The organism is Pseudonocardia lacus (assembly GCF_018531445.1).
GTDB classification, from domain to species: Bacteria; Actinomycetota; Actinomycetes; order Mycobacteriales; family Pseudonocardiaceae; genus Pseudonocardia; species Pseudonocardia lacus.
Genome location: NZ_JAHDTH010000409.1, coordinates 1 through 2,623, shown reverse-complemented (window position 1 = coordinate 2,623; position 2,623 = coordinate 1). Strand labels below are relative to the sequence as shown.

Genomic DNA, 2,623 nt, shown 5'->3' with positions numbered 1-2,623 from the left:
CAGGACTCCGGCTCCGGGTTCGGCGGCGGGGCGATGGCCGACGCGCTGCGCCGGGCCGGGCTGGCGCCGGAGAAGAAGTAGCGGCCGCCCGGGGCCGGACGAGCAGCAGGGCGTGCCGCTGGTGCAGCACGCCCTGCGCGGTGGCCGGCCCGCGGCCGTGGCTCGGGTGGTGGTGGCTCGGGTGGTGGCCGGCGCCTCGCCGGCCAACCCGCACTCGGTGATCGAATACCGACCGTAACCGGTGTCACACCGCAGGCCAATAGGCCGTTCCGCTGATTGATGGATCGGTGCGCGGCACACGGCGGACGCTGCTGGTCGTTGCTCCTGTTGGCGGGCTCCCACCCGGCCCGCGCCCCCGGCATGATCGGCGGTCGACGGCGTCGGCGCGGGGGCCGGCGCGGGGCGGGGGCGGTTGGTGGGATCGGTCGACGGGCGCCGCGCGCTGCCGGCCGTGCTGGTGCGGGCGCTGCGGATGGTCCGCTCGGCCGCCCCCCGCGACCTCGTCGTCGTCGCCGTCCTGCAGTTGGTGCAGGGCGGTGCCGTGCTGGGGCTGCTGCTCGCGGTGAACGCGGTCCTGGAGGTCGTGCTGTCGTCGGCGGGCTCCCCGGCCGCGGCGCTGCCGCTGGTCGTGGTGCTGGCGCTGCTGCTGGCCGCGGGCGGGGTCGCCGGGGCGCTGGTGGCCGAGCGCAACCAGCTGCTCTCGGAGGTCGTCGCCCAGCACGTGCAGCGCCAGGTGCTGGGCGTGGCGGCGGCCATGCGCTACCGCGCCTTCGAGACCCCCGAGCTGCACGACCGCCTCGACCGCGCCTCCCGGCAGGCGGCGCTGGGCCCGATCGCGGTGGTGCAGGGGTCGGTGACGCTGGCCGGCGCCCTGGTCACCGCGGCCGGGGCGACCGCGGCGCTGGTCGTGTTCCACCCCCTGCTGCTGGCGCCCGTGCTGCTGGCCGCGGTGCCCTCGGTGCTGGCGTCGGGGCGGATCGGGCGGCTGCAGGCGGGCTTCGTCATGGACACCACCCCGGCCGAGCGCGAGCGCGGCTACCTGGCCCGCACCCTGTCGTCCCGGGACGCGGCCAAGGAGGTGCGGCTGCTCGGGCTGGGCCCGCACCTGCTGCAGCGCTGGCAGCGGCTGTCCGACCGGCGGCTCGCGCAGCTGCGCCGGGTCACCCGCCGCCAGCTGGTCGCCACCGCCGTCGGCGCCGTCGGATCGGCGCTGCTCCTGGGCACCGCACTGGCGCTGCTGATCGCGCTGATCGCCGCCGGTGCCCTGGACGCCGCCGACGGCGGTGCCGCGGCGGCCGCCCTGCTGCTGCTCGGCCAGCGGGTGCAGTCGGCCGGGGTCTCGGTCGGGATGCTCGTCGAGGTGGCCCCGTTCCTGCGCGACCTGGAGGCCCTGCTCGCCGGCGCGGAGCACGACCGCGCAGCCCGCCCGGGCCGACCCGCGCCGGCCGGGTTCGCGCGGCTCGTCGTCGACGGCGTCACCTTCACCCACCCCAGCGGGCGGCAGCCGGCGCTGCGCGACGTGTCGCTGACCGTCGAGGCGGGCGAGGTCGTCGCGCTGGTCGGGGAGAACGGCTCGGGCAAGACGACGCTGGCCACCCTGCTGGCCGGGCTGCACCGCCCCGACCGCGGGCGCATCCGCTGGGACGACGTCGACCTGGCCGACCTCGACCCGGCCACCGTGCACGACCGGATCGCGGTGCTGTTCCAGGACTTCCAGCGCTTCGCCCTGCCCGCCCGCGACAACATCGGGTTCGGCCGGGTGCAGCGGCGCGACGACCTGGCCGGCATCCGGGCGGCCGCGCTCGACGCGGGGGCCGACGCGGCGCTGGCCGCGCTGCCCGACGGGTACGACACCGTGCTCGGGCCGGAGTTCGCCGGCGGCTCGGACCTGTCCGGCGGCCAGTGGCAGCGCGTGGCGCTGGCCAGGGCGTTCTTCCGGGACGCGCCGCTGGTGATCCTGGACGAGCCCACCGCGGCGCTCGACCCGCCGGCCGAGCGCGCGCTCTTCGACGCCGTCCGCGCGCTGTTCGCCGGGCGCACGGTGCTGCTGATCTCGCACCGCTACCCGAGCGTGCGCGCGGCCGACCGGATCGTCGTGCTGCACGAGGGCCGGGTGGTGGAGACCGGTACCCACGACGAGCTGGTGGGCGCGGGCGGGCGCTACGCCGCGCTGCACGAGGCCCAGGTGGCGCTCTACGGCGTGTGAGACCCCTGGCCCGCCCGGGCCGCCAGCCAGCGGTGCAGGTCGGCGACGCCGTGGAAGGAGCCGTCGACGACGCCGTCGACGACGGCCGTGTACGTGGGGTAGGCGTCGACCAGGTAGCCGCCCAGCAGGGGGTTGTCCGGGCGCGGCGCGAGCAGCACCCGCAGCTCGCCGTCGGGCACCCGGGCGAGGAGGTCGGCCGCCGCGACGCGGTCGCCGTCGATCACCGCGTAGGTCTCGACCCCGTCCGCGGCGGCCCGCCGGGCCAGCTCGGCGAAGTGCGGCAGGTGGTCGTGGCAGGAGTCGCAGGTGGGGGAGAAGAAGCCCAGCAGCGCCGTGCCCGGGGCGCCGCTGACCTGCTCGCCGTCGGGGGTGCCGGCGCTGAAGCGGGGTGCGGGCGCGCCCGGGGGCAGCCCGCCG

The 2,623-nt window shown here is 77.8% G+C and carries 3 protein-coding genes; 2 read left to right on the top strand and 1 reads right to left on the bottom strand.

From position 1 onward, the window contains the following. Positions 1 to 238, top strand: a 238-nt coding sequence (locus tag KIK08_RS38560; RefSeq protein ID WP_214408256.1) for a hypothetical protein, incomplete at its 5' end; no start/stop codon positions are given. 177 nt (positions 239 to 415) lie between these two features. Further along, the gene (locus KIK08_RS42115; RefSeq protein ID WP_214408255.1) at positions 416 to 2,206 is read left to right on the top strand and encodes an ABC transporter ATP-binding protein; all 1,791 of its coding nucleotides are present in this window, start codon (positions 416 to 418) and stop codon (positions 2,204 to 2,206) included. On the opposite strand, the gene KIK08_RS38550 is transcribed toward KIK08_RS42115, so the two are convergent. Continuing rightward, positions 2,194 to 2,623: TlpA family protein disulfide reductase (locus KIK08_RS38550; RefSeq protein ID WP_214408254.1), on the bottom strand; the 430-nt coding region annotated here is incomplete at its 5' end. The genes KIK08_RS42115 and KIK08_RS38550 overlap by 13 nt on opposite strands.